23 protein-coding genes are annotated in these 25,848 nt (G+C 61.9%); 15 read left to right on the forward strand and 8 right to left on the reverse strand.

Going from position 1 to position 25,848, the window contains the following annotated elements:
• Nucleotides 1-45: 45 nt before the first annotated feature.
• The gene (locus tag B5526_RS29590) at nucleotides 46-1,119 is read right to left on the reverse strand and encodes a branched-chain amino acid ABC transporter permease (RefSeq protein WP_079543302.1); all 1,074 of its coding nucleotides are present in this window, start codon (nucleotides 1,117-1,119) and stop codon (nucleotides 46-48) included.
• 6 nt (nucleotides 1,120-1,125) lie between these two features.
• The gene (locus tag B5526_RS29595; protein ID WP_079543303.1) at nucleotides 1,126-2,019 is read right to left on the reverse strand and encodes a branched-chain amino acid ABC transporter permease; all 894 of its coding nucleotides are present in this window, start codon (nucleotides 2,017-2,019) and stop codon (nucleotides 1,126-1,128) included.
• An 83-nt stretch (nucleotides 2,020-2,102) separates the two neighbouring features.
• On the opposite strand from B5526_RS29595, the gene B5526_RS29600 reads away from it, so the two are divergent.
• Complete coding sequence (locus B5526_RS29600; protein WP_079543304.1) at nucleotides 2,103-2,468, forward strand: endonuclease domain-containing protein; 366 nt, start codon at nucleotides 2,103-2,105, stop codon at nucleotides 2,466-2,468.
• 77 nt (nucleotides 2,469-2,545) lie between these two features.
• Here the strand turns inward: B5526_RS29600 and B5526_RS29605 are convergent, their stop codons facing one another.
• Both B5526_RS29605 and B5526_RS29610 read right to left on the reverse strand, forming a co-directional pair.
• A complete protein-coding gene (locus B5526_RS29605; RefSeq protein ID WP_079543305.1) occupies nucleotides 2,546-4,477 on the reverse strand; it encodes a long-chain fatty acid--CoA ligase in 1,932 nt (643 codons plus the stop codon).
• Entirely contained in the window at nucleotides 4,474-5,295 is an 822-nt protein-coding gene (locus B5526_RS29610) for an ABC transporter ATP-binding protein (protein WP_079543306.1), read from the reverse strand. The genes B5526_RS29605 and B5526_RS29610 overlap by 4 nt, the downstream gene beginning before the upstream one ends.
• A 300-nt stretch (nucleotides 5,296-5,595) precedes the next feature.
• Here B5526_RS29610 and B5526_RS29615 point away from each other — a divergent pair, with 300 nt between their 5' ends.
• The 3 genes from B5526_RS29615 to fcl all read left to right on the forward strand — a co-directional run bounded on the left by B5526_RS29615 (nucleotide 5,596) and on the right by fcl (nucleotide 8,463).
• Nucleotides 5,596-6,270, forward strand: a complete 675-nt coding sequence (locus B5526_RS29615) for a Crp/Fnr family transcriptional regulator (RefSeq protein WP_079543307.1) — start codon at nucleotides 5,596-5,598, stop codon at nucleotides 6,268-6,270.
• 170 nt (nucleotides 6,271-6,440) lie between these two features.
• On the forward strand, nucleotides 6,441-7,526 hold the full coding sequence (gene gmd, locus B5526_RS29620; RefSeq protein WP_079543308.1) for a GDP-mannose 4,6-dehydratase: 1,086 nt from the start codon (nucleotides 6,441-6,443) through the stop codon (nucleotides 7,524-7,526).
• On the forward strand, nucleotides 7,507-8,463 hold the full coding sequence (fcl, locus tag B5526_RS29625) for a GDP-L-fucose synthase (protein WP_079543309.1): 957 nt from the start codon (nucleotides 7,507-7,509) through the stop codon (nucleotides 8,461-8,463). The genes gmd and fcl overlap by 20 nt, the downstream gene beginning before the upstream one ends.
• Nucleotides 8,464-8,573: 110 nt before the next feature.
• Here fcl and B5526_RS29630 read toward each other — a convergent pair whose 3' ends face one another.
• A complete protein-coding gene (locus B5526_RS29630) occupies nucleotides 8,574-9,416 on the reverse strand; it encodes a uroporphyrinogen-III synthase (RefSeq protein ID WP_079543310.1) in 843 nt (280 codons plus the stop codon).
• 139 nt (nucleotides 9,417-9,555) lie between these two features.
• Here B5526_RS29630 and purU point away from each other — a divergent pair, with 139 nt between their 5' ends.
• On the forward strand, nucleotides 9,556-10,419 hold the full coding sequence (gene purU, locus B5526_RS29635; RefSeq protein WP_079543311.1) for a formyltetrahydrofolate deformylase: 864 nt from the start codon (nucleotides 9,556-9,558) through the stop codon (nucleotides 10,417-10,419).
• A gap of 8 nt (nucleotides 10,420-10,427) precedes the next feature.
• Here the strand turns inward: purU and B5526_RS29640 are convergent, their stop codons facing one another.
• Nucleotides 10,428-11,012 carry a DUF2939 domain-containing protein gene (locus B5526_RS29640; protein ID WP_079543312.1) on the reverse strand — a complete coding sequence of 195 codons (585 nt, stop codon included), beginning with the start codon at nucleotides 11,010-11,012 and terminating at the stop codon, nucleotides 10,428-10,430.
• Nucleotides 11,013-11,108: 96 nt separating this feature from the next.
• A complete protein-coding gene (locus B5526_RS29645) occupies nucleotides 11,109-11,408 on the reverse strand; it encodes a hypothetical protein (protein WP_079543313.1) in 300 nt (99 codons plus the stop codon).
• A 412-nt stretch (nucleotides 11,409-11,820) separates the two neighbouring features.
• Here B5526_RS29645 and B5526_RS29650 point away from each other — a divergent pair, with 412 nt between their 5' ends.
• The 6 genes from B5526_RS29650 to B5526_RS29675 all read left to right on the forward strand — a co-directional run bounded on the left by B5526_RS29650 (nucleotide 11,821) and on the right by B5526_RS29675 (nucleotide 17,705).
• Complete coding sequence (locus tag B5526_RS29650) at nucleotides 11,821-13,002, forward strand: ABC transporter substrate-binding protein (RefSeq protein WP_079543314.1); 1,182 nt, start codon at nucleotides 11,821-11,823, stop codon at nucleotides 13,000-13,002.
• A 187-nt stretch (nucleotides 13,003-13,189) separates the two neighbouring features.
• Nucleotides 13,190-14,059, forward strand: coding sequence for a branched-chain amino acid ABC transporter permease (locus tag B5526_RS29655; RefSeq protein WP_079543315.1), 870 nt, complete (start codon nucleotides 13,190-13,192; stop codon nucleotides 14,057-14,059).
• A gap of 8 nt (nucleotides 14,060-14,067) precedes the next feature.
• Entirely contained in the window at nucleotides 14,068-15,099 is a 1,032-nt protein-coding gene (locus B5526_RS29660) for a branched-chain amino acid ABC transporter permease (RefSeq protein WP_079543316.1), read from the forward strand.
• The gene (locus B5526_RS29665; protein WP_079543317.1) at nucleotides 15,096-15,848 is read left to right on the forward strand and encodes an ABC transporter ATP-binding protein; all 753 of its coding nucleotides are present in this window, start codon (nucleotides 15,096-15,098) and stop codon (nucleotides 15,846-15,848) included. The genes B5526_RS29660 and B5526_RS29665 overlap by 4 nt, the downstream gene beginning before the upstream one ends.
• Entirely contained in the window at nucleotides 15,841-16,557 is a 717-nt protein-coding gene (locus tag B5526_RS29670) for an ABC transporter ATP-binding protein (RefSeq protein WP_079543318.1), read from the forward strand. Before B5526_RS29665 ends, B5526_RS29670 begins: the two co-directional genes overlap by 8 nt.
• A 29-nt stretch (nucleotides 16,558-16,586) precedes the next feature.
• Nucleotides 16,587-17,705, forward strand: coding sequence for a cobalamin-independent methionine synthase II family protein (locus B5526_RS29675; protein ID WP_079543319.1), 1,119 nt, complete (start codon nucleotides 16,587-16,589; stop codon nucleotides 17,703-17,705).
• Nucleotides 17,706-17,881: 176 nt separating this feature from the next.
• Here B5526_RS29675 and B5526_RS29680 read toward each other — a convergent pair whose 3' ends face one another.
• Nucleotides 17,882-19,615, reverse strand: a complete 1,734-nt coding sequence (locus B5526_RS29680; protein WP_079543320.1) for a tetratricopeptide repeat protein — start codon at nucleotides 19,613-19,615, stop codon at nucleotides 17,882-17,884.
• 239 nt (nucleotides 19,616-19,854) lie between these two features.
• On the opposite strand from B5526_RS29680, the gene B5526_RS29685 reads away from it, so the two are divergent.
• The 4 genes from B5526_RS29685 (at nucleotide 19,855) to B5526_RS29700 (ending at nucleotide 25,810) form a co-directional block, all read left to right on the forward strand.
• Nucleotides 19,855-21,210 (forward strand): hypothetical protein, encoded by a 1,356-nt coding sequence (locus B5526_RS29685; protein WP_079543321.1) that lies wholly within the window; start codon nucleotides 19,855-19,857, stop codon nucleotides 21,208-21,210.
• Between the two features lie 55 nt (nucleotides 21,211-21,265).
• Nucleotides 21,266-22,462: a methionine adenosyltransferase gene (gene metK, locus B5526_RS29690; protein WP_079543322.1), complete on the forward strand. Its 1,197-nt coding sequence runs from the start codon at nucleotides 21,266-21,268 to the stop codon at nucleotides 22,460-22,462.
• A 276-nt stretch (nucleotides 22,463-22,738) separates the two neighbouring features.
• On the forward strand, nucleotides 22,739-24,172 hold the full coding sequence (ahcY, locus tag B5526_RS29695; protein WP_079543323.1) for an adenosylhomocysteinase: 1,434 nt from the start codon (nucleotides 22,739-22,741) through the stop codon (nucleotides 24,170-24,172).
• A 180-nt stretch (nucleotides 24,173-24,352) separates the two neighbouring features.
• The gene (locus B5526_RS29700; protein ID WP_079543324.1) at nucleotides 24,353-25,810 is read left to right on the forward strand and encodes a flavin-containing monooxygenase; all 1,458 of its coding nucleotides are present in this window, start codon (nucleotides 24,353-24,355) and stop codon (nucleotides 25,808-25,810) included.
• The last annotated feature ends 38 nt before the right edge of the window (nucleotides 25,811-25,848 follow it).

Below are 25,848 nucleotides of genomic sequence, written 5' to 3' on the forward strand. Positions count from 1 at the left end.
CCATTTGGTTTGTTGGGTGCGATTGTAGCCCGTCTTGTTCCAACCTCAATGCGAAAACGGATAGAGTTTCCAGTAGGTCTTGATCTGCCGCCAGCGATGCGCGAGTCCATCCGGTTCGAACATCAGAAACGCGATGATGATCAGCCCGATCGCGATCTCGCGCAGGAAGCTGATGTTGGTGTTGAGCGACAGCGCCTTATCGATGGCTGAGCCCTTCAGGCTGGCGGTGATCCACTCCATCGATTCCGGCAGCAGCACCACGAAGGCAGTCCCCATCAGCGTGCCCATGATCGAGCCGGTGCCGCCGATGATGATCATCGCGAGAAACAGGATCGAGCGTTCAATGCCAAAACCTTCGTTCGAGACCACGAGCTGATAATGCGCATACAGCGCGCCGGCAATGCCGGCAAAGAACGCCGCAAGCCCGAACGACAGCGTGCGGTATTTTGTCAGATTGATGCCCATGATCTCGGCGGAGAGGTAGTGGTCGCGGATCGCGACCAGCGCGCGGCCGTCGCGCGTGCGCATCAGATTGGTCACGAGCAGATAGCTCACCAGGAGATAGGCCAGCACCACATAGAAATATTGCCGGTCGCCGCGAAACGTGTAGCCGAAGATCGAGAATGGATTGGCGCTGGCAGGCACCGAGCCGCCGGAAAACCAGTCGGCGCGCGAGAAGAAATCGAGCAGGATGTATTGCGCGGCAAGCGTTGCGATGACGAGGTAAAGCCCTTTCAGCCGCGCTGCCGGCAGGCCGAAGATCAAACCGACCAGCGCCGTGATGACGCCCGCGAGCGGAATCGCGAAAAACACCGGGATAGGCAGATTGTTCGAGATATAGGCCGAGGTGAAGGCGCCGAACAAAAAGAAGGCGGCGTGTCCGATCGAGATCTGTCCGGTGAAGCCGACCAGGATGTTCAGCCCAAGCGCTGCGATGGCGAAAATGCCGATCTGGATCAGGGTGCTCAGCCAATAGGCGGTGAGCACCTGCGGGGCGAAGCAAATCAGGACAATGCCGATAATCGCCGCGTTGCGGCTGGTGGTGGTCGGAAAGATCGTGGTGTCGGCCGCGTAAGTGGTGCGGAAGTCGCCGGAGGGAATGAGTGATGGGGCTGCCATTTGTGATTACACCCGCTCGATGTCGACGGTGCCGAACAGGCCGTAGGGTTTGATCATCAGGATGATGATCAGCACGTAGAACGGCGCGATCTCGTACAAATTGCCCCAGTGCAGATATTCGCTGTCGACGTATTGGGCGATGTTTTCCAGTAGCCCAATGATGATGCCGCCGAGCACGGCGCCGCCGATCGAATCGAGGCCGCCCAGTATCGCCGCCGGAAACACTTTTATCCCGTAGGCCGACAGGCCTGACGATACGCCGTTGACGACGGCGACCACGACGCCTGCTACCGCCGACACGGTTGCCGAGATCGCCCAGGCCATTGCGAACACGCTTTTCACGGAAATGCCGAGCGACTGCGCCACCTGCTGGTTGAACGCAGTGGCGCGCATCGCAAGGCCGTATTTCGACGCCCGGAAAAACCAGGCCATGCCGATCATCATCAAAACCGACACGACGAGGCTCATAACATACACGGTCTGGATTTGCAGGCCCAACAGGCTGACGGACTTGCTCGTGAACACTTCCGGGAACGGCTGCGGATTGACCCCAAAGATCCATTTCAGCGCGGCCTGAAACACCGTCGACAGCCCGATCGTGACCATGATCACCGAAATGATCGGCTCGCCGATCATCGGCCGCAGGATCACGATCTGGATCGCAATGCCGAACACGAACATGAAGATGAGCGTCAGCGGCATGCCGACCCAGAACGGCACCTGGTATTTTGTCAGCAGCGCCCAGCACACCCAGGCGCCGACCAGCAACAATTCGCCTTGCGCGAAGTTCACCACCTGGGTCGCCTTGTAGATCAGCACGAACGACATCGCGACCACGCCATAAAGCGTGCCGACCACGAGGCCGTTGACGAGAAGCTGAAGGAGGAATTGGAGGTTCATCGAATTGCGGGGGATGCTAACCTCTCCCCGCGCGCGGGGAGAGGTCGGATTGCAAAGCAATCCGGGTGAGGGGGAGGTTCCACATGCGAGCTGCTAATGAAATTAAAACCCAACGCGCTAGACGTCTGCGAAGGAATCCCACGAAAGCGGAAGCCGCTCTCTGGTATCGACTCCGCTCGCGCAGCCTGAACGGTTACAAATTTGTCCGGCAAGAGCCGATCGGTCCATTCACGGTCGATCTGATCTGCCGTGAACGTCGCCTCGCTATTGAGGTGGATGGAGGACAGCACGCGGACAATCCGGGCGACGCGGTTCGGGACAAGTGGCTTGTCGATCACAACTATCGCGTACTGCGATTCTGGAACAACGATGTGATGGGAAATATGGCGGGCGTTCTTGAAAGCATTGCCACCGCGCTTGCGGAGGGCCCCCCTCACCCGGATCGCTAGCGCGATCCGACCTCTCCCCGCACGCGGGGAGAGGTGAGAAATCCGGCGGCTGAATTCTCCATTGCCCGATGACAGCCTCATTCCGCGGCCTCCGCGAGCGTCGTATTCGACAACAGCTCGACCACGGCGAGCGTGGTGCGGATGCGCTGGGTGGTGCCGTCCTGGAAGCGGATCACGGTATCGATGGGAATGTCGCGCTTGCCGCCATAGATCGCGTCGATGATGGTGGCGTATTTCTCGTTGATGACGCTGCGGCGGACTTTGCGGGTGCGCGTGAGTTCGCCGTCATCGGCGTCGAGTTCCTTGTAGAGCAGAAGGAACTTTGCGATGCGCTGTGCCGGCGGCAGCGTCGCGTTGACGGTCTCGACTTCCTTTCGCAGCAGCGCATAGACTTCGGGGCGCGAGGCGAGATCAGTGTAGGTGGTAAACGCGATGCGGTGTTTCTCCGCCCATTTCGAAATGATCGAAAAGCGGATGCAGATCATCGCCGCCAGCGCGTCGCGGCCGGCGCCCAGCACCACCGTCTCGGCGATGTAGGGCGAGAATTTCAGCTTGTTCTCGATATATTGCGGCGAGAAGCGTTCGCCTCGCGAAGTCTCCGCAAGATCCTTGATGCGGTCGATCACCACGAGCTGTTTCTTGTCGTTGAAATAGCCGGCGTCGCCCGATTGCATCCAGCCGTCTTTCATGTCGGCCGCCGAAGCTTCCGGGCTCTTGTAGTAGCCGAGGAACATATTGGGGTGGCGCACCACGATTTCGCCGACGCCGTGAATATCCGGATTCTCGATGCGGATTTCGATGTTGTCGGCCATCGCCACGCCCGTGGTGTCGGGGTCGACTTCGCCAAAGGGATGCAACGTGTAGGCACCTAGCAATTCGGTTTGGCCGTAGAGCGTGCGCAGCGGCACGCCCATAGCCTGGAAGAATTTAAAAGTGTCGGGCCCGAGCGCCGCACCGCCGGTCGCCGCCGAACGCAACCGGGTAAAGCCGAGGCGGTCGCGCAGCGCGCGGAACAGCAGCATATCGGCGATCACCGACTGCTTGCCCTGCGCCAGCGCCGACAATCCCGTCTTCATGCCGAGCTCGTACAGGCGCTGCTTGAGCGGTGAGGAATCCATCACGCCGGCGCGCACGTCGGCGGCGATCGATTCCCAGACCCGCGGCGCAAACAAGACAAAAGTCGGCGCGATCTCGCGGAAATCGTTCATCATGGTGTCCTGCTGTTCGACGAAGTTGACCTTCATCCGGCACAACAGGCCTTTGCCGAGCGCGTAGACTTGTTCCATGATCCAGGGCAGCGGCAGCACCGAGACGTATTCGTCGTCCGACCCCTTCGGATCGAAGGCGAGATAAGTCGCGCAGTGCCGCAGCACGCGGCCGGCCGCCAGCATCGCCAGTTTGGGATTGGCCGTGGTGCCGGAAGTGGTGCAGAGGATCGCGACGTCCTCGCCTTTCGTGGCGTCCACCAGCCTGTCATAGAGACCGGGTTCGCGCGCCGCACGTTCGCGCCCCATCCTGGCGAGCTTGTCGGCCTCCATCAGGCGGGGGTCGTCATATTTCCGCATGCCGCGCGGATCGGAATAGACGATGTGCTTGAGGTTAGGCACGCGGTCGGCGAGCGCGAGCAGCTTGTCGACCTGCTCTTCGTCCTCGGCGAATACCAGTCTGGCTTCGCCATAGCTTAGGAGATAGGCCGCTTCCTCATCCAGCACGTCGCGATAAAGACCGAGTGACATGGCGCCGATCGCGTGGGTCGCGATTTCCGCCGAGACCCAGTCCGGCCGGTTGTCGCCGATAATGCCGATGACATCGCCGCGGCCGAGAGCGAGCTCGACCATGCCGAGCGCGAAGTCATGCACCCGGCTCTGGTAGTCGTTCCAGGTGAACTCCCGCCAAAGTCCAAAATCCTTTTCGCGCAGCGCAATCTCGCTGCCATGTTCTTTGGCGTTGAGGCGTAATAGTTTTGGATAGGTATCGGCCACGGCAGCGCGGCCGGCGTAATCCATCATGCCGCAGTCTCCGCTGGCGCCGGCGTATCGTCGGGATCGACCAGAACCTCGTCCTCTTCGCCCAGATACGCTCGCTTGACATGGGGATCGGCCAGCACCGCGGCTGGATCGCCCTCGGCGATCTTGCGGCCGAAATCCAGCACCATGACGCGGTGGGAGATATCCATCACCACGCCCATGTCGTGCTCGATCATCATCACCGTCATGCCGAACTCTTCGTTGAGGTCGACGATGTAACGCGCCATGTCCTCCTTTTCCTCGAAGTTCATGCCGGCCATCGGCTCGTCGAGCAGGATCAGCTGCGGCTCCAGCGCCATCGCGCGCGCGAGCTCGACCCGCTTGCGCAGGCCATAGGGAAGCGTGCCGGCGGTGGCCTTGCGCACCGACTGCAGGTCGAGGAAATCGATGATCTCTTCCACCTTGCGGCGATGCTCTAGTTCCTCGCGCCGCGCGCCGGTCAGCCAGTACAGCGATCCCGTGATGAAATTATTCTTCAGCAGGTGATGACGCCCGACCATGATGTTGTCGAGCACGCTCATATGATGAAACAGCGCCAGATTCTGGAAGGTGCGGCCGATCCCGAGCCTTGGCCGAGCGTTCGGATTGAGCGCGGTGATGTCGCGGCCGCGATAGAACAGCTGGCCTTCGGTCGGCCGGTAGCGGCCCGAGATGCAATTGACGATCGAGGTCTTGCCGGCGCCGTTGGGGCCGATGATCGAGAACAGTTCGCCGTCGTTCACGCCAAAACTGACATCGGTGAGCGCACGCACGCCGCCGAAGCGCAGTGACACCCCGCTCACTTCCAAACTGTAAGCCACTCATCCCTCCGAGAAACGGCGCTTGATGCGCTCTTTTTCCGTTCTTTGCCATCAATGCACCGATCTTATATCGGCCGTCATGGCTAGGCCATTGCACTAATGATGCCTTGCGCCACAAGCGCTCGACGATGGCCCTCCATAGGATAAAGCGATAGTTTGGAATGTCTTGTGCCTGACAATTCGTCGGGCAAATTTCGCAAGGCTCGGGTGCCTTCGTCGCTCGGCGGAGGGGTGGGGGTCATTGTTGCAGCGCAATATGGTGATGGCCGGGGTTGAGCAAACGGGCGACGGTCAACGAGGATGATTGCTCCAGACTACCTTGCGCGTATCGCGGCCTGGTCGCGCGGACTGAACGCGGGGGAGATTGAAATCGCGCGCGCCGGTATCGTCGAGAAATCCTATGGCACAGGCGAATTCATCTTTGCGCGGGGCGACCATTTCGAATATTGGACCGGCGTCGTCTCGGGTCTGGCCAGGATGGGCATCGTATCCCGCGGCGGCAAGGCCACGAGCTTCGCCGGCCTGACCGCCGGTGCCTGGTTCGGCGAGGGCACCGTGCTCAAGAACGAGGCCCGCCGCTACGATGTGGTGGCATTGCGCGATACGCGCCTCGCCATGATGGACCGCAGCACCTTCCTCTGGCTGTTCGAGAACAGCGTGGGGTTCAATCGCTTCCTGGTCGGGCAACTCAACGAACGGCTGGGCCAGTTCATCGCGCTTATCGAATACGGCCGGACGCTGGATGCAACGGCACGGCTGGCTCGCTGCATCGCCTCGCTGTTCAATCCCATTCTCTATCCGGACCTGACACCTCACCTGGAGATCACGCAGGAGGAAATCGGCGCGCTGTCCGGTATGTCCCGGCAAAATGCCAACCAGTGTCTGAAGAAACTGGAGCAGCAGGGCCTGTTGAGACTCGAATATGGCGGCGTGACCGTGATCGACCTCGAGCGGTTGCGCAATTATGGCGATTGACCGAATCCGGGGTCCTTGGCCGCGATTTTGCGGGGGGAGCGCACCCAGGTTCCCATCCCTCTGATTCCAATCGACTTTTGGGTATTAGACTTCGCGGGGGTCGAATGCTATGGCCTGCGCCGCGGGTGGCCCTTGCCTTCGGACGGGCCCGGGGCTTTGCTGGAGTGGATATGGCGGTTCAGGATTCCAAACGTCGCGTTGCGCTCCTTACCGGCGTTACCGGGCAGGACGGGGCCTATCTTGCCGAGTACCTGCTTGGTCTCGGCTACACGGTGCACGGCATCAAGCGGCGCTCGTCCTCGTTCAATACCGCCCGCGTCGATCATCTCTACGAAGACCCGCACGCCGGCAATGTGCCGTTTCTGCTGCACTACGGCGACATGACGGATTCGACCAATCTGATCCGGCTGATGCAGCAGATCCGGCCGACCGAAATCTACAACCTCGCCGCCCAGAGCCATGTCGGCGTCAGTTTCGAAAGCCCCGAATATACCGCCAATGCCGATGCGCTAGGCGTGCTCAGGCTACTGGAAGCCATCCGGATTCTCGGCATGGAGAAGGAGACGCGGTTTTACCAGGCGTCCACCTCGGAGCTGTATGGTCTGGTTCAGGAAGTGCCGCAGAAAGAGACCACGCCGTTCTATCCGCGCTCGCCCTATGGCGTCGCCAAGCTCTACGGCTACTGGATCACGGTGAACTACCGCGAGGCCTATGGCATGTTTGCTTCCAACGGCATCTTGTTCAATCATGAAAGCCCGATCCGCGGCGAGACCTTCGTGACCCGCAAGATCACCCGCAGCGTCGCCCGCATCGAGACCGGTCTCGAAGACACGCTGTATCTCGGAAACCTCAGCGCCAAGCGCGACTGGGGCCATGCACGGGACTATATCGAGGGCATGCACCGGATATTGCAGGCAGACGCACCCGACGACTTCGTGCTGGCGACCGGCGAAACCCGCTCGGTGCGCGAATTCGTCGAGCTTGCGTTTGCGGAAGTCGGCCGCGGCATCGAATGGCGCGGCAAGGGCATCGAGGAGACCGGCATCGACAAGAAATCCGGCAAGACGCTGGTTCGCATCGACCCCGTCTATTTCCGTCCGACCGAAGTCGATCTTTTGATCGGCGATGCCAGCAAGGCGCGCGAAAAGCTCGGCTGGAAGCCGAAGACGAGCTTTGCGCAGCTGGTCAAGGAAATGGTGGCGGGCGATCTCGAGATCGCCCGGCGAGAGGTTGCCAATGGCAAGAACCCCGTTTGAGCTCAAGGGCAAGACGGTCTTCGTTGCCGGGCACCGCGGGATGGTCGGCAGCGCGCTGGCGCGCAGGCTTTCGCGGGAGAATGTCGAACTTAAGACCGTGAGGCGCAGCGAAGTCGACCTGCGCGATCAGGCCGCGGTGTTCGACTGGTTTGCCAAAACCCGCCCGCAGGTCGTGTTCCTGGCGGCGGCAAAGGTCGGCGGCATCGTCGCCAACAACACGCTGCGCGGCGAATTTCTCTACGAGAATCTCGTCATTGCGGCCAATGTGATCCATGCCGCCCACGTCAACGGCGCGGAGAAACTGATGTTTCTCGGCTCATCCTGCATCTATCCAAAACTTGCGCCGCAGCCGCTGCGCGAGGACGCCATGCTGACCGGTCCGCTCGAGCCGACCAATGAGCCCTATGCGATCGCCAAGATCGCCGGCATCAAGATGGTCGAAGCCTATCGCAGCCAGTATGGCTGCGACTTCATCAATGTGATGCCGACTAATCTGTATGGGCCGGGCGATAATTATCATCCCGAATTTAGCCACGTCGTCGCCGCGTTAATCCGCCGTTTCCACGAGGCCAAGGTTTCCGGCGCTTCTAATGTCGTCGTCTGGGGCACCGGCACGCCGCGGCGGGAGTTCCTGTATGTCGACGACCTCGCCGACGCCTGCATCCATCTGATGAAAACCTACTCGGATGAAGAGCTGGTCAATATCGGCACCGGCGAGGACATCACCATCGCCGAATTCGCGCGCGTCGTCGCCAAAACCGTCGGATACACCGGCGGCATCAGCTTCGACCCCTCGCGGCCCGACGGCACGCCGCGCAAATGGCTCGACGTCAGCCGCCTTGCCAAACTGGGCTGGCGCGCCAGCACCTCGCTCGAGGATGGAATTCGACTGGCTTATCAGGCGTATTTGCGCGAACAGAAACAGGCGGCCGAGTGATTGCTTGTCACCCCAGCCGTCATTCCGGGATGGTGCGCTAGCACCAGACCCGGAATCTCGAGATTCCGGGTTCGATGCTTTGCATCGCCCCGGAATGACGAGGTTAAAAATTATTTGGTCGCCGCGCGCGGCGGCGCTTTCCCCAATGCCGCCGCCATCGCCGAAATAAGCGGCCTCATGAAGAACGCCTCGTTGGCGGGATAGATGTCGGTACGCAAATCGTGCGATTTGAGTTCGCCCGAGACCGCGGGTCCGACCGAGGCGATCGGCGTTTTCGCCAAGCCTTCGCGCAGGCGCGCCTCGCAGCCATGGGCGCGTGCCACTTCGATCAGGCGGCGGACCTGCCCCAGATTGGTGAACGCAATCGCGTCGACGTGCCCTTGCGCCATCTCGTCGATCGCGGTGACGATGTTCCCATCAGCCGCCTGCGCGTCATAGACATACGGCGTAACGCTATCGACTTCGGCGCCTTGCGCCGTGATGGCGCCGATCAGCGCGCTGTGATCCTTGTCGGGATAAAGCTGCAGGCCCAGGCGGTGGCCCTTCAGATCGATCCGCGCGAGCATCTCGGCGATCCCTTCGGAGGTCGGCTTCTCCGTCGTCACTTGCGGCTCCAGTCCGATCTCGCGCAGCGCACGCCCGGGCTTGGGGCCGCGGGCGAATTTTCGCGCGTTTGCGAGCGCTGAAACAAAATCCTTCTCCCGGTTCATTCGCCGCGCCACCTTCATCAGTCGGCGCAGCCCTTCACCGGTCATCAGCACCAGATCGTCGAAAGGCCTTTCGATGGAGCGGCGGATCCAGGCCTCGACGGGCGCGGGGTCGGGGGCATCGTGGATCGCAAACATCGGACATTGCAGCACGTCCGCGCCCTGTTCCGCGAGCATGCGCGAAAACTGGGCTTCCTCGCGTGTTTCCAGGATCAGGATTCGGTAACCATTCAATCTGTCCGCCATGATGTTGCTCTCACGCCGATCGGGTGTAGTTTGTTCATCATGACGCTTGGGTCGGGATTGGCGCAAGGGCGTTTCCGGTGATAGAGCAGGGCCGCAAATCGCTGTTCCATCGTCACCTCTGCGGTAACCGAATCCTTCCATGGCCGAGCATCAATACGTCTTGACCTTGTCCTGCCCGGACCGTCCCGGCATCGTATCGGCGGTCTCGACATTCCTTGCCCATAACGGGCAGAACATTCTCGACGCCCAGCAGTACAATGACGTCGAGACCGGCCATTTCTTCATGCGGGTGGTCTTCACCGCCGCCGGCCTCGCGGTCAATCTTGGCGCGCTGCAAACCGGATTTGCCAGCATCGCGGAACGCTTCGGCATGGACTGGCAGATGCGCGACCGTGCCGCCAATCGCCGGGTGATGCTCTTGGTCTCGAAATCCGATCATTGTCTCGCCGATATCCTGTACCGCTGGCGCACCGGCGAACTCCGGATGATCCCGACCGCGATCGTCTCCAACCACCCGCGTGAGACCTACAACAATCTCGATTTCGGCGAGATACCGTTTTATCACCTGCCGGTGACGAAGGAGACCAAGCGCGAGCAGGAGATGGCGATCTTAAATCTCGTCGGTGAAACCCAAACCGATCTCGTCGTGCTGGCGCGCTACATGCAGATCCTGTCAGACGAGATGTCCGCAAAGCTGTCGGGCCGCTGCATCAATATCCACCACTCGTTCCTGCCGGGATTCAAGGGCGCGCGGCCCTATCACCAGGCGCATGAGCGCGGCGTCAAACTGATCGGCGCCACCGCGCATTACGTCACCAGCGACCTCGACGAGGGCCCGATCATCGACCAGGACGTCGAGCGCATCAGCCATCGCGACACGCCAGAGGATCTCGTCCGCAAGGGCCGCGACATCGAACGCCGCGTGCTGGCGCGCGCGATCCGCTACCATCTGGAGGACCGTGTCATCCTCAACGGCCGCAAGACCGTGGTGTTCATGGATTAGTTCGAGCCTTATTTGACCGGCAGGCTTGCCGCGAGGTCGCGAACGATAGGCTTCGGCAATTCGATGCCCGCGAGTTTCCAGTCAAGACCTTCAGAGTGCAGATCGATCGCGGCGTAATCGTCAGGTTCGGACGAGTTGCTGACGCGGATCGCGAGCAGCACCGGCTTGATGACCTTGACCCGGCCGAGCAGCGACAGCCAGTCGGAGGTCTGCAGGTCGGCCAGTGCCGGCAACCCGGCAAACGACGGCACCCCGGGCGCGTCGAGGCTGCCGGTTTTCAGCATTTGCGTCAGTCTCTCAGGGGTTAGCATCTTGGCCACCATCGCATCGGCAATGGAAGCCCCATAGGTGTTGATCAACACCCGTTCCATCGGCTTGATCTGCCGTGTCGCGCCGATGCGTTCGAGATAGGACCGGACGATCTGATCCGTCAACGAGTGATTGAGCGTTTTGAGGTCGGTCCTTGCAAGCACCGCGGCGCCATCACCGGCGCGTACGGCCGCCGCCAGTTTGGCAAGCGAGGACGCCGCCGATCCGAAGTAGATCAGAAGCAGCAGGATCACAGCCGCGACAACGCCAGCCAACCAACGCATCGATAGTCCCGCTCTTCACGCCCGCACGCAGTGTTATTGCCGTATACGCCTGCACAGGCCGATCGCGTTACCAGGTGGTCGATAACTTTCCCGTGCTCAGTGGAGGGGGTCCAGCGAGGCGTTGGATTTGGCCGGGTCGCTCGTCTTGGCCGCGTCGTTTGTCGTCGTCGGCGCGGCGGGCTCGAGGCGCTTGCGTTCCCGTTCTTTCATGAATTCTTCGTACTTGGCGGTGCCGGGACGCGGCGGCGCATCCGCAGGGAGGCCGCCGGCCCATTGCGGAACGTAGTCGCCCAATCCATCCGCGAGCTTCGCGTTGATGGTCGAGCAACCGCTCAAGGCGAAACCCGCGAACGAGATCGCGACAATCATGAAGATATGGCGGGCACGGATCGGCATGGGAGCAGGTTAGCGCTTTGACCTTAAAGCATGATGGATTTGGGGCACGCCCGCCGTTTTCGCCCGCGACGGGCTTCATTGTTGACAAGACCATTTTGTTTGTACAATCGTACAAATAGTGAGGCAGCCAAATCCGATGACGCGAAACAGGAACATGCGCGATGCCATCCTCAGGGCGACCGAGCGACGGAGCTCCACGAGCGTCGATGGTATTATAACACCAGCATGCTGGCTCGTCGCTACCGGACCGAAGCCTCGCCTTGCGCCGGGAGCACATCCTTCGTCCGATTGACAATTGGGCATCGGAAGACGCCATGTCGCCGCGCTACACGGCCGAAAAATCTGGGCTATGGTGAGGCAAGGGCCGGGGACGCGGTTCGAGCCACAAGACCGATCAGGGGGAGAAACGTTCATGTTCATTCGTACCAAAACGCTCTCGTGGGCAACGACCGCCGCGGTTGTCGCAGGCATCGTCACGGTTGCGCCGGCGCGTGCCGAAGACACCGTAAAAATCGGCCTGATCCTGCCGATGACCGGCGGGCAGGCATCCACCGGCAAGCAGATCGAAAACGCGGTCAAGCTTTTCATGCAGCAGAACGGCGATACCGTCGCCGGCAAGAAGATCGAAGTCATCCTCAAGGACGACGGCGCGGTTCCCGACAATACCAAGCGCGCCGCGCAGGAATTGATCGTCAACGATAAGGTCAACTTCATTGCCGGTTTCGGCGTCACGCCGGCGGCTTTGGCGGCGGCGCCGCTCGCGACGCAGGGAAAAATACCGGAGATCGTGATGGCGGCGGGCACCTCGATCATCACCGAGCGTTCGCCCTATATCGTGCGCACCAGCTTTACCCTCGCCCAATCCTCCACCATCATCGCCGACTGGGCGGTCAAGAACGGCATCAAGAAGGTCGCAACGCTGACCTCGGACTATGCGCCGGGCAACGACGCGCTGAACTTCTTCAAGCAGAATTTCACCGCCGGCGGCGGCGAGATCGTCGAGGAGGTCAAGGTACCCCTGGCCAATCCCGACTTCGCCCCGTTCCTGCAGCGGATGAAGGACGCCAAGCCCGACGCCATGTTCGTATTCGTTCCTGCCGGGCAGGGCGGCAACTTCATGAAGCAGTATGCCGAGCGCGGGCTCGACAAATCGGGCATCAAGGTGATCGGCCCCGGCGACGTCATGGACGATGATCTCTTGAACGGCATGGGTGACGCTGCCTTGGGAACGGTCACCGCTCATCTCTATTCTGCCGCGCACCCATCGCAGATGAACAAGGATTTCGTCGCTGCCTACAAGAAGGCCTTTTCTTCGCGGCCCGGCTTCATGGCCGTGAGCGGCTATGACGGCATCCATCTGATCTACGAGGCGCTGAAAAAGACCGGCGGCGACACCGACGGCGACAAGCTCGTCGAAGCCATGAAGGGCATGAAGTGGGAAAGCCCGCGTGGCCCGATCTCGATCGATCCGGAAACCCGCGACATCGTGCAGAACATCTACATCCGCAAGGTCGAGAAGGTCGACGGCGAACTCTACAATGTCGAGTTCCAGACCTTTGAGGCCGTGAAGGATAGCGGCAAGACGAAGAAGTGAGTTTCCACAAACGGGGCGCGCGTTGTTGACCGCGCACCCTCCACGTCATGCCCGGGCTTGTCCCGGGCATCCACGTCTTTCTTCTTGGCGAAGGAAGTCGTGGATGGCCGGGACAAGCCCGGCCATGACGGCGTAGATATTGCACGTTGCTTTCTCAGCGTCCCGTAACCTCGGTTCACCCCATCGCATGACCACGCTGCTCACCATCCTGTTCGACGGCGTCGCCTATGGCATGCTGCTGTTTGTGCTCGCCTGCGGGCTCGCGGTCACGCTCGGGCTGATGAATTTCGTCAATCTCGCCCATGGCGCGTTTGCCATGACCGGCGGCTATGTCTGCGCGGTGCTGGTCAACCAGTCCGGCTGGCCGTTTTTCGTCGGCCTGCCGCTGGCCTTTGTCGCAAGCGCCCTGATCGGCGCGGTGCTGGAGCGTTCGCTCTATCGTCACCTCTACACCAGAAGCCATCTCGATCAGGTGCTGTTCTCGATCGGCCTCGTCTTCATGTCGGTGGCGGCCGTCGACTACATCATGGGATCGTCGCGGGTCTTCATCAAGATTCCGGCGGCGCTTGAAGGGCAGATCGACTTCTTCGGCGTCGGCATCGGACGTTATCGGCTGATGATTATCGTGATCTGCGGCCTGTTGACCGCGGGCCTGCAGCTCGTGCTGGCGCGCACCCGGTTCGGCAGCCGCTTGCGCGCGGCGGTGGACGATCCGCGCGCAGCAAGCGGGCTCGGCATCAACGTGCCGCAGGTGTTTGCCTTCACCTTCGCGTTTGGCTGCGGCCTTGCCGGTCTCGGCGGCGCGCTGAGCGCGGAGATTTTGGGACTTGATCCGTATTTCCCGCTGAAATTCATGATCTACTTCCTGATCGTGGTGACGGTTGGCGGTTCTTCCAGCATCACCGGACCGTTTCTCGCCTCGCTCCTGCTCGGGATCGGCGATGTCGCCGGCAAATATTACGTGCCGAAGATGGGGCCGTTCGTGATCTACACCATCATGATCGTGATCCTGCTCTGGCGCCCGAACGGCCTGTTCGGCCGCACTGCCGCCCGGTGAGCGCTGCCATGACCGCGCAAGCCGATGTCGGTTATCACGCCAGGCAGCATGCGCGCTGGCACTGGAGCGAGATCGCGTTCTGGATTCTGGCGCTCGCCTGCGCGTTCCTGTTTCCCTCCCGCTATCTGATCATGACCGATATCGTGCGGCTGGGGCTGTTCGCGCTGTCGCTCGACCTGATCCTGGGCTATGCCGGCATCGTCTCGCTGGGCCACGCCGCGTTCTTCGGCGTCGGCGCCTATTCCGCGGGGCTGCTCGCCTTGCACGGCGTCATCACCGAGCCGGTGATCGCGCTGATCGTGGCCGGTCTCGTTGCCACCGTGCTCGGCTTTCTCACGAGCTTCCTGGTGATCAGGGGCGCCGATCTGACTCGCCTGATGGTGACGCTCGGGATTGCGCTGTTGCTGGAAGCGCTGGCGGAACGTTTTTCCGACATCACCGGCGGCACCGACGGATTGCAGGGCATCGAGATGGCGCCGATCCTCCATTTGTTCGCCTTCGACATGTTCGGCAAGGTCGGGTTCTTCTATTCGCTTTCCGTGCTGTTCCTGTTGTTCCTGCTGGCAAGGCGGATCGTGCACTCGCCGTTCGGCCTGTCGCTGCGCGCGATCAAGAACAATCCGCTGCGCGCCGCCGCCATCGGCATCCCCGTCAACCGGCGCCTGATCGCGATCTACACGGTTGCCGCGTTTTATGCCGGGATCGCGGGCGCACTGTTCACCCAGACCACGGCGCTCGCTTCGCTCGATGTGTTCGCGTTCGAGCGCTCGGCCGATCTGATGCTGGTGCTGGTGATCGGCGGCACCGGCTATCTCTACGGCGGCCTGATCGGCGCCGTGGTGTTCCGGATGCTGCAGGAAGTGTTTTCGACCATCACCCCGCAATACTGGCAGTTCTGGATCGGCCTTGTGCTGATCGTGATTGTGCTGGTCGGTCGCGCCCGCCTGCATCGCTGGGTGCTGTGGGCCCCGAACCTGATCATCCGGCAATTCGCCGGCCGCAAGGCCATCGTTGCCGTTCCCGAGAGCGACGCGTCATGACCATCGCGCTGGAAACCAAAGGCCTGGAAAAGCATTTCGGCGGCCTCAAGGTCACCCGCGACCTGTCGCTGCGGATCGGGCAGGGTGCCCGCCACGCTTTGATCGGCCCGAACGGCGCCGGCAAGACCACCGTCATCAATCAATTGACCGGCGTGCTCAAGCCCAATGCCGGGCGCATCCTGTTGGAAGGAAACGACATCACCGATTTGCCGGTGCATGCGCGGGTGCTGCGAGGGCTGTCGCGCACCTTCCAGATCAATCAGCTCTATGCTGATCTGACGCCGCTCGAGACCATCGGCTTGGCGGTCTCGGAACGGCTCGGCCGCGGCGGTGACTGGTGGCGGCGGATGGGCACGCGCGACGACATCAACGCCGAGATCGCCGAAATACTTTCGCGCTTCCATCTACTCGACGTCATGAACGAACTGACCGCGACGCTACCCTATGGCAAGCAGCGCCTGCTGGAGATTGCGGTCGCGATCGCCGCCAAACCACGGGTGCTGTTGCTCGACGAGCCCGCCGCCGGCGTTCCCGAAAGCGAGCGCCACGATATTCTAGCAGCCGTCGCCTCCTTGCCGCGCGACGTCACGGTATTGCTGATCGAGCACGACATGGATCTGGTGTTCTCGTTCGCCGACCGCATCTCGGTATTGGTCAACGGCGCGCTCCTGGTCGAAGGCCCGCCCGACGAGGTGGCGCGCGATCCACGCGTCAAGGCGGTCTATCTCGGCGAGGCCGCCGATGCCTGATCTGCTGACGATCGATAGCTTGCGCGCCGGCTATGGCGAAGCCGTGGTGTTGCCCGGCATGTCGCTTCGCCTGCCGGAAAGCCAGGTGCTGGCATTGTTGGGCCGCAACGGCACCGGCAAGACCACGCTGATCAATTCGATCGTCGGGATCACCCGCCGTTTCGGCGGAACCGTCAGCCTCGGCGGGCTCGATATCACGCCGATGCGGCCCGATCAGCGGGCGCGGGCGGGTATCGGCTGGGTGCCGCAGGAGCGCAACATTTTCCGCTCGCTGACGGTTGAGGAAAACATGACCGCGGTCGCCCAGCCGGGGCCCTGGACGGTCGAGAAGGTTTACGAAATGTTTCCGCGGCTGAAAGAACGCCGCAGCAATTTCGGTAACCAGCTTTCCGGCGGCGAGCAGCAGATGCTTGCGATCGGCCGCGCGCTGACGCTAAATCCCAAGGTGTTGCTGCTGGACGAGCCGACCGAGGGGCTGGCCCCGATCATCGTCGAGGAGCTGCTGAGAGCGCTCGGCACCATCACCCGCGCCGGCGGCATCTGCTCGATTATTGTCGAGCAGAATGCCCAAAAGATTTTAGGGCTTGCCGACCGCGTTGTGATATTGGAGCGCGGCGCGATCGTTCACGATGCGGCGAGTGCCGCTCTGAAGGCCGATCCCGCGGCACTCGAACGCTATCTCGGCGTCTCCGGCGCCGCGGCACATTAAATTCTTGGAAGATTCTTGGAGCCAAGACCATGCAAAGAACAAAAGCCCCATTCCGCGCCGACGAGGTCGGCAGCCTGTTGCGGCCGCCGAAGATCAAGGAGGCGCGCGCCAAGCTGGAGAAGGGCGAGATTTCCGCCGACGATCTGCGCAAGGTCGAGGACATGGAAATCGAAAAAATCGTGCACCGGCAGGCCTCGGTCGGCCTGAAGCTTGCGACCGACGGCGAATTCCGCCGCTCCTGGTGGCATTTTGATTTTCTCGCGAAGCTTTCGGGCTGCGAACTGTTTCACCCGGACACCGGCATCCAGTTCGCCGGCGTCGAAACCCGGCACGAGGCCGTGCGGGTGATCGGCAAGCTCGATTTCCCGGACGATCATCCGATGCTCGCGCATTTCAAATTCCTGAAAAAGCAGTGCGAGATCGCGCACGTGATGCCGAAGATGACGATCCCGTCGCCGGCGGTGCTGCATTTCCGCGGCGGCCGCAAGTCGATCTCAAAACAGATCTATCCCGATCTCGACGGCTTCTACGAGGACCTCGCAAAGACCTATCGCAAGGCGGTCAAGGCCTTCTATGACGCCGGCTGCCGCTATCTGCAGTTCGACGACACGGTATGGGCCTATCTCTGCTCGCAGGACGAACTGAAAAAGGCCCGCGAGCGCGGCGACAATCCCGACGGCCTGCAGGAGATTTACGCCCGCATCATCAACTATGCGATCGCGGAACGGCCGGCCGACATGACCATCACCACGCATGTCTGCCGCGGCAATTTCCGCTCCACCTGGATCTCCTCCGGCGGCTATGAGCCGGTGGCGGAGACCATGCTGGCCGGCACCAATTACGACGGCTATTTCCTGGAATATGATTCCGAGCGCGCCGGCGGCTTCGAACCGCTGCGGTTCCTGCCGAAGGGCAACAAGATCGTGGTGGTCGGCGTCATCACCTCCAAGAGCGGCGCGCTGGAGAAAAAGGACGACATCAAGCGGCGGCTGGAGGAAGCCTCCAAATACGCCCCGCTGGATCAGCTCGCGCTGTCGCCGCAATGCGGCTTTGCTTCCACCGAAGAGGGCAACCTGCTCACCGAGGAAGAGCAGTGGGCGAAGTTGAAGCTCGCGGTCGATGTCGCGCGTGAGGTGTGGGGGAAGTAGGTTACTTCTCCCTCGCCCCGCTCTTGCGGGGAGAGGGCGGGGTGAGGGGCCGGCTCCGCGATTTCTGAAGAAGAGGTACCCGTGGTGAGTCCCCCTCACCCGGAGTGCTCCGGACGATGCTTCGCATCGTTCGTAGCAATCCGACCTCTCCCCGCAAGCGGGGCGAGGTTCGAACCTCACTTCGCCGCCAGATAAACCTCACCCAGCAGCGACGAGTTCGACCACGGCACTTGCTTGCCGCCGGTGGTGGCGACGACTTCGGCGCGCACCCGTGTCAGCATCTGCTGCACTTCGAGGCCCGCCGTGCCGATGTAGCGCGACAGCGCCGCCGAGAACGGGCTGTTGGCGCCCTGGCCGTCGAGCGCCACCCGTCCGGGCGCGGTCGCGAATGCGATCAGCGTCCCCGCGCCCAAGGTCGAGCCTGCGCCGAGCGGGCCCGGTGCCGCCAGTCCCGATCCGGCCTCGACGGCGCGGTTCGGCTCGGTGGAGGCAATCCGCTGCTCGAGTGGATTATTGCGGCAGGCGTCGAACATCAAGATGTTGGTGCGGACGGGGTCGTCGAGGCCCGCCAGGATCGTATCCATGTCGATCATGCCGTCGGTGATCTTGCCGCCGGGTTTCAGTTGCGCATCTACCGGCACCAGATAATTGCGGCCGTCGATCTGAACGCCGTGGCCGGCGTAATAGACCAGCGCCACCTGGGCGCGGACCGCGCCGCGCAGGAAGTCGCTTGTCATCTTCTGCATTGCCGCGCGGTCGAGATCGACGCCTTCCGAGACGGTGAACCCGATGTCGCGCAGGCTCTTGGCGACCGAATTTGCATCGTTCGGCGGATTGGGCAGGGCCCTGACATGGGCATAGGCGCCGTTGCCGATCACCAGCGCAACGCGCCGGCCGGCACTCGCGGTCGTAACGGGGACGGGCAGTGATGCGGGCGTAGAAGTCTCTGGAGATGCCGGCGTTGAGGTCGCCGTCTGCACCTCGCCCGACGACGCCGGCGGAGTTTGGGGGGACGGCGCAACCGGCTCCGACAAAAGCGACAAGCGCACCCTCGCGGTGGCCTGGTTGGCCTTGCTGCCGGCATCCGACGCCACGCCCGCTAGCGTTGCCTTGAAATCCTGTTTGGCGTGCTCAAAATCGCCCTTTGCCTCATAGGCGAGCGCACGGTGGAGATAGGCCGAGATCAGGACGCTGCCCGGTGGCGTCAAGACGGCGACCGGCGCGTTGGCGTTGGCGAGCCCGATCGCGGCGGTCGCGTCGGCAATGGCCCGGTCGAAATCGCCCTTGGCGCGCCAGATTACCGTGCGGTTGATCAGCGGAGAGGGCAGCGCGGGATTGAGCCGGATCGCCTGGTTGATATCGGCGAGTGCGCCATCGAGATCGCCGAGCGCCTGTTTTGCGATCCCACGGTTCTGGTACGAATAGGCTTCCTTCGGATTAAGCCGGATCGCCTCATCGTAGTCCGCGATCGCGCGCGCAAAGTCTTGCTTGGAGCGCCAGGCGTTTCCGCGGTTATGAAAGATGGTGCCGTTCGGCGGGCCGATTTTCAGCGCGTCGTTGAAGTCGGCAATCGCGATATCGTCTTCGCCTTTGTCGTAATAGGCCGAGCCGCGCATGTTGTAGAGCGCCTGATTGGGCTTTAGGCGCAGCGCCTCGGTGGTGTCGGCGATCACTCGTGCGTAGTCGCCCTTCTTGTTCCAGCCGACGGCGCGCCAGAAATAGACCGTGGCTAGTTGCTCGCCGGAGAAAGCCTTCAACGCGATGATCTTGTTACAAGCGTCGATCTGCTGGTCGGCCGGGGTACCCTCGCTGGTGCAGAGTGGCCCGAGCTGCGCGCGGGATTGGGCAAACGTGGGTCCCGACCATAGCGCGGCCATCACCGTCATAATTATCAGCAAAGAACGGCGCATGAGATCATCCTGAAATCAGTTGTCTCGTCATTGCGAGGAGCGACGCGACGAAGCAATCCAGCTTCACTTGCGGCGCCATGGATTGCTTCGCTTCGCTCGCAATGATGGAAAGAGCATCCGTAGATTTGTTGCCGGCCCAGGTCCCCGGGTTCAACGCCGCCTTCCCCCGGTGGGCGGATGATGATAGGACGCCCACGCCAGCCGCGGCTGCCCACCAGCCTGTCCCAATCCGGGTCCCGATGAAGAACGACCAGATCCTGAGCCAGATTTCGCAATTCTGCCGCCAGGCCGATATGGCCGAATCGACCTTCGGGCGCCGCGCCGTCAATGACGGCAAACTGGTGCATCGCTTACGCGAGGGCAAGCGCATCACCATCGACACCCTGGACCGCATCCAGGCCTATATCGCCGCCTCGATGCCGGGCGGGCTGCCGCCGCCGCGCGGGCTCGAGGTCCTCCCCGAGAAGCGCGACCCGAGAGGTAATTTCCGGTTTTTCGAGAACCGGCAAAAATACCTGCTGTTTGTGCATACCTGCAGCGAAAAACGGGTGATAGCAGAAAGGGTGGCGCTGGAGCTTTCCAGCATCCATCCCCGGCCGCCGGCGCTACGGGTATTCGATGCCGGCGTCGGCGATGGCACGGTGCTGGCGCGGGTGCTGCGCTCGATGCATGGCCGCTTTCCCCATATGCCGTTCTATATCGCCGGCAAGGAACTCAGCCTGGAAGATGTCCGCCTGACGCTCGCCAAGGTCCCGGACCGGCTGTTCGAGCATCCGGCGACGGTTTTTGTGCTCACCAACATGTACTACGCGGAGGCGCCGTGGCTGACGCCGGCTTCGCCGGCCGCGGCCTCAGGCATGATCTGGCACGAGGTGGCGCTGCAGGGGGCGTCCTCGGGCGAATTCGAGGCCCAGATCGCCGAATTAGGGCCGTTTCTGGAGCAGAACTGGCGGGCCAATGTCAGCCCGCGCTCGGGCATGCCGGTGTATGAGCGGCCGGTTGCCATCGTGCTGTATCGGGAAGACCACCGGTTCCTGCTCGACCAGATTATCCCCCGGGCCGGCCGATGCGAGGCCAATTTCGACCTGATCATCGCTTCCCAGCCCTATCGTGCCAAGTCCTCGGTCAATTTTCGCGCCAAACGCATCATTGCGCCGCTGGCGCGGGCGCTGCGGGCGGGCGGCCGTTTGATCGGAATCCACTCCCACGGACAGGATCCCGGGCTGGAAATTATTCAGGCAGTGTGGCCCGGAGAAAATCCTTTCGCGGTGAGCCGTCATGAGCTATTGCGCGCGGTGAAATATGAATTGGGATCGGCCGGGCGCGACCTTAACTTTAATGCCTATGCCGATAACCGTTCGATCTTCCGCTATGATATGGAAGCGCTGCCCAATGAGGTCACCGGCTCGATCGGAACCTCGACGGCCTTTGCAGCCTGGAACGCGGCGGTGTATGTCGCCCAGATCGAGGACGACCGGTTGACGGAAATGACTGAAAGCGGCCGAACGCTCGATGCCACCAGGGAAGTTCTGCGCAAGCATAACGGACTCTGGTTCTACGACGAATCCTACGTCATCTCGCGCCGTCGGGACTGACACTTCTGGACAACATCAAAAATACCGCCGAGGTCTGGCGGAAAGGGGTTAGTTGATGCGCGCGTCTTATCTGTTCACCTCAGAATCGGTTTCCGAGGGCCATCCGGACAAGGTTTGCGACCGGATCTCGGACGAGATCGTCGACCTGTTTTATCGCGAAGGCCCGAAGGCGGGTATTGATCCCTGGGCGATCCGCGCTGCCTGCGAGACACTCGCCACCACCAACAAGGTCGTGATCGCGGGCGAAACCCGCGGTCCCAAATCCGTCACCAACGAAATGATCGAAAGCGTGGTGCGCGAGGCGATCAAGGACATCGGCTACGAGCAGGAAGGTTTCCACTGGAACACCTGCGAGATCGATATCCTGTTGCATCCGCAATCCGCCGACATCGCGCAGGGCGTCGACGCGCTGCAGCCCGGCACCAACAAGGAAGAGGGCGCGGGCGACCAGGGCATCATGTTCGGCTATGCCTGCAACGAGACCCCGGATTTGATGCCGGCGCCGATCTTCTATGCCCACAAGATTCTGCGGCTGATTTCCGAAGCGCGCCACTCCGGCAAGGAAAAGGTGCTGGGCCCGGACTCCAAGAGCCAGGTCACCGTGCAATATGAGAACGGCAAGCCCGTTGGCGTTCGCGAGATCGTGGTCTCGCATCAACACCTCGTCGAGGACATGACCTCGGACCAGGTCCGCGCGCGCGTCGAGCCCTATGTGCGCGAGGCGCTGCCGAAGGAATGGATCAACGGCAAGACCATCTGGCACATCAATCCGACCGGAAAATTCTACATCGGCGGCCCCGACGGCGATTCCGGCCTCACCGGGCGCAAGATCATCGTCGATACCTATGGCGGCGCGGCCCCGCATGGCGGCGGCGCGTTTTCCGGCAAGGACCCGACCAAGGTCGACCGTTCCGCAGCCTATGCCGCGCGCTATCTCGCCAAGAACATCGTCGCGGCAGGCCTTGCCGATCGCTGCACGCTGCAGCTCGCTTACGCGATCGGCGTGGCGCGGCCGCTGTCGATCTACATCAACACCCACGATACCGGGAAGGTGCCCGAGGACAAGCTCGAGAGAGTCGTCGCCGAGGCGATGGATCTGACGCCGCGCGGCATCCGCAAGCATCTCGATCTCAACCGGCCGATCTATGCGCGGACGTCGTCCTACGGCCATTTCGGCCGCACGCCGGACAATGAGGGCGGTTTTTCCTGGGAAAAGACCGACCTCGCCGAAGTGCTGAAGCGCGCGGTGTGATGCTTTCTTGCCTCTCCCCGCCTGCGGGGAGAGGCCGCCCGTCTTCGCGGCGGGTGAGGGGGAGGCTCCGCAAATTCCGCTGTTCGGTATTCGCGGATAGATGCCCCTCACCATAGCCGATGCTCCGCATCGGCGTTCTTAGATGAAGAGCGGCGGCCGGTAGGCCGCCGTTGCCCTCTCCCCGCAAGAGCGGGGCGAGGGAGCAGAGCACGTCACAAAGCGTCCAGCTTCGTCTGCTACCGATACGTCCAAATTCATCCGCTCAGGAAAGATCATATGACAACCGCCACCGCCAAGAAGCCCGCCTTCACCGACTACATCGTCAAGGACATCTCGCTCGCCGAATTCGGCCGCAAGGAGATTTCGCTGGCCGAGACCGAGATGCCCGGCCTGATGGCGACGCGCGAGGAGTATGGCCCGAAGCAACCGCTCAAGGGCGCGCGCATCGCGGGCTCCCTGCACATGACGATCCAGACCGCAGTCCTGATCGAGACGCTGGCGGCCCTCGGCGCCGACATCCGCTGGGTCTCCTGCAACATCTATTCGACGCAGGATCATGCCGCCGCCGCAATCGCCGCCGCCGGCATTCCGGTGTTCGCGGTGAAGGGCGAGAGCCTCAAGGAATATTGGGACTACACCGCAAAACTGTTCGACTGGCATGGCGGCGGCACGCCGAACATGATCCTCGACGACGGCGGCGACGCCACCATGCTGGTGCATCACGGGCTGCGCGCCGAGCAGGGCGACGTGAAGTTCCTGGACCAGCCGGGATCGGAAGAAGAGGAAGTGTTCTTCGCGCTGATCAAGCGACTGCTGAAAGAAAAGCCGAAAGGCTACTTCGCGGAGATCGCGAAGAACATCAAGGGCGTCTCCGAAGAGACCACCACGGGCGTGCACCGGCTCTACGAGATGGAGAAGAAGGGCACGCTGCTGTTCCCGGCGATCAACGTCAACGACAGCGTGACAAAGTCAAAATTCGACAATCTCTATGGCTGCCGTGAATCCCTGGTCGACGGCATCCGCCGCGGCACCGACGTGATGATGTCGGGCAAGGTCGCGATGGTCGCGGGTTTCGGCGACGTCGGCAAGGGCTCTGCGGCCTCGCTGCGCCAGGCCGGCTGCCGCGTCATGGTGTCGGAAGTCGATCCGATCTGCGCGCTGCAGGCGGCGATGGAAGGCTATGAGGTCGTCACCATGGAAGACGCCGCGCCCCGCGCCGACATCTTCGTCACCGCCACCGGCAACAAGGACATCATCACCATCGAGCACATGCGCGCGATGAAGGACCGCGCCATCGTCTGCAACATCGGCCATTTCGACAACGAGATCCAGATCGCGGGCTTGCGCAATCTGAAATGGACCAACATCAAGCCGCAGGTCGACGAGATCGAGTTTCCCGACAAGCACCGCATCATCCTGTTGTCGGAGGGGCGCCTCGTGAACCTCGGCAATGCCATGGGGCATCCGAGTTTTGTGATGTCCGCATCGTTCACCAACCAGACGCTGGCGCAGATCGAACTGTTCGCCAACAACAAGGACGGCAAGTACCAGAAGAAGGTCTATGTGCTGCCGAAGACGCTGGACGAGAAGGTCGCGCGGCTGCATCTGTCCAAGATCGGCGTCAAACTGACGAAACTTCGGCCCGACCAGGCCGACTATATCGGCGTCAAGCCGGAAGGCCCGTTCAAGGCGGATCATTACCGGTATTGAGACTTTTATCGTCATTCCGGGCGCGCTTTGTTCGCGTCCCGGAATAACGCCGAACTCAAAATACGATTTTCGTCATGCCCGGCCTTGTGCCGGGCATCCACGTCTCTACAGTCTGCGTGTGAAGCAAAGATAGGCGGGGTGAACCCGGCGGCAAAGAGCAGGGTTCGGGAGGCCACCACCATGGCAGAACATTTCGACGTGCTGATCGTCGGCGCTGGCCTGTCCGGCATCGGCGCGGGTTTTCACCTGCAGCAGAAATGTCCGGCTAAGAGCTACGTCATCCTCGAGGGCCGCGACTGCATCGGCGGCACCTGGGACCTGTTCCGCTATCCCGGCATTCGTTCCGACTCGGACATGTTCACGCTGGGCTATTCGTTCAAGCCATGGACCGAGCCGAAGGCTATCGCCGACGGCCCGCGGATTCTGAACTATGTGCGCGAGACCGCCGCTGACAACGGCATCGACAAGAAGATCCGTTTTCATCATCGGGTCAGGCGGGCGTCGTGGTTGACACCGGACACGCGCTGGACCGTGGAGGCCGAACGCCGCGTCGGCGAGGGCGACAGCGAGATCGTGCACTTCACGTGCAATTTCCTGTTCATGTGCTCGGGCTATTACAAATACGAGGAAGGTTATACGCCGGAATTTTCCGGCCGCGAGAATTTCGCAGGCCTGATCATGCATCCGCAGAAATGGCCTGAAAATCTCGACTACGCCGGAAAGCGCGTGGTGGTGATCGGCTCGGGCGCGACCGCGGTGACGCTGGTGCCGGAAATGGCGAAAGCCGCCGGCCATGTCACCATGTTGCAGCGCTCGCCGACCTATGTGGTTTCGCGCCCGGCGCAGGACCCGCTTGCCAACAAATTGCGGCGCAACCTGCCGGCAAAGCTCGCGTATCATCTGATCCGCTGGCGCAACGTGATGTGGGGGATGTATTTCTTCCAGCTTTCCAGGCGTCAGCCGGCGCGGGTCAAGCAATTGATCCTCGGCGGCGTCCGGATGGCGCTCGGCCCGGACTACGATATCGCCACCCATTTCACGCCGCGTTACAATCCCTGGGACCAGAGGCTGTGCCTGGTGCCCGATGGCGATCTGTTCAACGCCATAAGGGAGAAGCGCGCCTCCGTCGTGACCAGCGAGATCGACAGCTTCACCCAAAACGGCATCCGGCTGAAGGATGGCAGCGAACTCGAGGCCGACATCATCGTCACCGCCACCGGTCTCGTTCTGCAGGTGCTCGGCGGCATGGAGGTTGCCGTCGACGGCCGCGCGGTCGATTTTTCAAAAACGCTGAACTACAAGGGCATGATGTATTCGGACGTGCCCAATCTCGCCTCCTCGTTCGGCTACACCAACGCGTCGTGGACGCTGAAATGCGACCTGACCTGCGAATATGTCTGCCGCCTGATCAATTACATGGACCGGCACGGCTACAAGCAATGTGTGCCGCACAACGTCGACCCCACCATTACCGAATTGCCGTCGCTGGATTTCTCCTCCGGCTACGTGCAGCGCTCGATCGCGAAAATGCCGAAGCAAGGCTCGAAGCGGCCGTGGCGGCTCTATCAGAACTACGCGCTCGATATCGTCAGCTTGCGTTTCGGCAAGGTCGATGACGGGGTGATGCGGTATTCGTGAGCGCGCGACATGTGCTAACGCGGGCCATGCGTTGTTTC

The organism is Bradyrhizobium lablabi (genome assembly GCF_900141755.1).
In the GTDB taxonomy this organism is placed as follows: domain Bacteria; phylum Pseudomonadota; class Alphaproteobacteria; order Rhizobiales; family Xanthobacteraceae; genus Bradyrhizobium; species Bradyrhizobium lablabi_A.

What these genes read in the sequence shown, in the direction of transcription:
- B5526_RS29660 (WP_079543316.1), top strand. Translation starts at nt 14,068, where the DNA reads ATGACCGCGCAAGCCGATGTCGGTTATCACGCCAGGCAGCATGCGCGC.
- B5526_RS29655 (WP_079543315.1), top strand. Translation starts at nt 13,190, where the DNA reads ATGACCACGCTGCTCACCATCCTGTTCGACGGCGTCGCCTATGGCATG.
- B5526_RS29700 (WP_079543324.1), top strand. Translation starts at nt 24,353, where the DNA reads ATGGCAGAACATTTCGACGTGCTGATCGTCGGCGCTGGCCTGTCCGGC.
- metK (WP_079543322.1), top strand. Translation starts at nt 21,266, where the DNA reads ATGCGCGCGTCTTATCTGTTCACCTCAGAATCGGTTTCCGAGGGCCAT.
- B5526_RS29665 (WP_079543317.1), top strand. Translation starts at nt 15,096, where the DNA reads ATGACCATCGCGCTGGAAACCAAAGGCCTGGAAAAGCATTTCGGCGGC.
- purU (WP_079543311.1), top strand. Translation starts at nt 9,556, where the DNA reads ATGGCCGAGCATCAATACGTCTTGACCTTGTCCTGCCCGGACCGTCCC.
- gmd (WP_079543308.1), top strand. Translation starts at nt 6,441, where the DNA reads ATGGCGGTTCAGGATTCCAAACGTCGCGTTGCGCTCCTTACCGGCGTT.
- B5526_RS29650 (WP_079543314.1), top strand. Translation starts at nt 11,821, where the DNA reads ATGTTCATTCGTACCAAAACGCTCTCGTGGGCAACGACCGCCGCGGTT.
- B5526_RS29640 (WP_079543312.1), bottom strand. Translation starts at nt 11,012, where the DNA reads ATGCGTTGGTTGGCTGGCGTTGTCGCGGCTGTGATCCTGCTGCTTCTG.
- B5526_RS29675 (WP_079543319.1), top strand. Translation starts at nt 16,587, where the DNA reads ATGCAAAGAACAAAAGCCCCATTCCGCGCCGACGAGGTCGGCAGCCTG.
- fcl (WP_079543309.1), top strand. Translation starts at nt 7,507, where the DNA reads ATGGCAAGAACCCCGTTTGAGCTCAAGGGCAAGACGGTCTTCGTTGCC.
- B5526_RS29680 (WP_079543320.1), bottom strand. Translation starts at nt 19,615, where the DNA reads ATGCGCCGTTCTTTGCTGATAATTATGACGGTGATGGCCGCGCTATGG.
- B5526_RS29630 (WP_079543310.1), bottom strand. Translation starts at nt 9,416, where the DNA reads ATGGCGGACAGATTGAATGGTTACCGAATCCTGATCCTGGAAACACGC.
- B5526_RS29645 (WP_079543313.1), bottom strand. Translation starts at nt 11,408, where the DNA reads ATGCCGATCCGTGCCCGCCATATCTTCATGATTGTCGCGATCTCGTTC.
- B5526_RS29685 (WP_079543321.1), top strand. Translation starts at nt 19,855, where the DNA reads ATGAAGAACGACCAGATCCTGAGCCAGATTTCGCAATTCTGCCGCCAG.
- B5526_RS29600 (WP_079543304.1), top strand. Translation starts at nt 2,103, where the DNA reads ATGCGAGCTGCTAATGAAATTAAAACCCAACGCGCTAGACGTCTGCGA.
- B5526_RS29615 (WP_079543307.1), top strand. Translation starts at nt 5,596, where the DNA reads ATGATTGCTCCAGACTACCTTGCGCGTATCGCGGCCTGGTCGCGCGGA.
- B5526_RS29595 (WP_079543303.1), bottom strand. Translation starts at nt 2,019, where the DNA reads ATGAACCTCCAATTCCTCCTTCAGCTTCTCGTCAACGGCCTCGTGGTC.
- B5526_RS29605 (WP_079543305.1), bottom strand. Translation starts at nt 4,477, where the DNA reads ATGATGGATTACGCCGGCCGCGCTGCCGTGGCCGATACCTATCCAAAA.
- B5526_RS29590 (WP_079543302.1), bottom strand. Translation starts at nt 1,119, where the DNA reads ATGGCAGCCCCATCACTCATTCCCTCCGGCGACTTCCGCACCACTTAC.
- ahcY (WP_079543323.1), top strand. Translation starts at nt 22,739, where the DNA reads ATGACAACCGCCACCGCCAAGAAGCCCGCCTTCACCGACTACATCGTC.
- B5526_RS29670 (WP_079543318.1), top strand. Translation starts at nt 15,841, where the DNA reads ATGCCTGATCTGCTGACGATCGATAGCTTGCGCGCCGGCTATGGCGAA.